Origin of the sequence: Brachyspira pilosicoli (genome assembly GCF_019402445.1) — a bacterium.
Classification (GTDB): Bacteria; Spirochaetota; Brachyspiria; order Brachyspirales; family Brachyspiraceae; genus Brachyspira; species Brachyspira pilosicoli_B.
In genome coordinates this window covers 1-228 of sequence record NZ_SRZM01000303.1, presented here as the reverse complement: position 1 = coordinate 228, position 228 = coordinate 1, and the positions used below count along the sequence as shown (strand labels likewise).

At 28.1% G+C, this 228-nt stretch carries 1 protein-coding gene; it reads left to right on the top strand.

Going from position 1 to position 228, the window contains the following annotated elements; translation table 11 throughout:
• Positions 1 to 59: 59 nt before the first annotated feature.
• The coding region (locus tag E6A48_RS09465; protein WP_258018592.1) for a PadR family transcriptional regulator at positions 60 to 228 on the top strand (169 nt) is incomplete at its 3' end.

The following is a 228-nucleotide window of genomic DNA, read 5'->3' as shown; positions in this document are numbered from 1 at the left end:
TGAATAATGATGATTTAATTTCTAGTTTGGTGCAAGAATTAAGGAGGGGGACTTTAATAATGGTTGTATTAAGTCAGCTTAAAAATGAAGAGTATGGTTACAGCTTAATAAGTAAATTAAAAGAAAATAGTATAACAATAGAGTCTAATACTTTATATCCGCTTTTAAGAAGATTAGAAAATCAGGGGCTTTTAAAAAGTGAATGGAAAACAAATGAAGAAAAACCCA